Origin of the sequence: Corallococcus praedator (assembly GCF_003612125.1) — a bacterium.
GTDB classification, from domain to species: Bacteria; Myxococcota; Myxococcia; order Myxococcales; family Myxococcaceae; genus Corallococcus; species Corallococcus praedator.
Map to the genome: position 1 here is coordinate 1 of NZ_RAWI01001192.1, position 420 is coordinate 420.

Sequence of the window (420 nt, forward strand, 5' to 3'; positions counted from 1 at the left end):
GGGGAAGGGGCGGGCCTCGTGAGGAAGGAGGACTGGGACACGCTGTCCGACTGGGGGCAGATGGTGCGCCTTTTCATGGTGGGAGGGGACACGCCCAACTCGGTGTGGCTGGGGATGATGGAGGGCTACTCCCTCTTGTCCGGCCACCTTGTGCGGCGCTACGGCAACCGCCTCAACCCCGACTACCACCCAGCCGGCGTCATCGCGACGGGGACGCTGGGGCCGGTGTACGCGGAGGCCTTCGTCTCGGACGTGCTGAGCGCTCGCCTGACGGGGGCGGAAGTGGCCCTGGACGTGCAGCACGTCCTCTTCGGTCGGCCCCCTGTCCCGGGCCGCTACACGCTGGCGCTGTCGGCGGTGCATGACCTGTCTTTTATACACATCTGACGCTGCCGACGAACTCTAGGGTGTAGATCTCGG

Annotated in this window: 1 pseudogene; it reads left to right on the plus strand. The window is 67.4% G+C overall.

The annotated features are described in order from the left end of the window. Nucleotides 1-366 (plus strand): annotated as a pseudogene (locus D7Y13_RS43695) (hypothetical protein); the annotation flags it as partial. Between the last annotated feature and the right edge of the window lie 54 nt (nucleotides 367-420).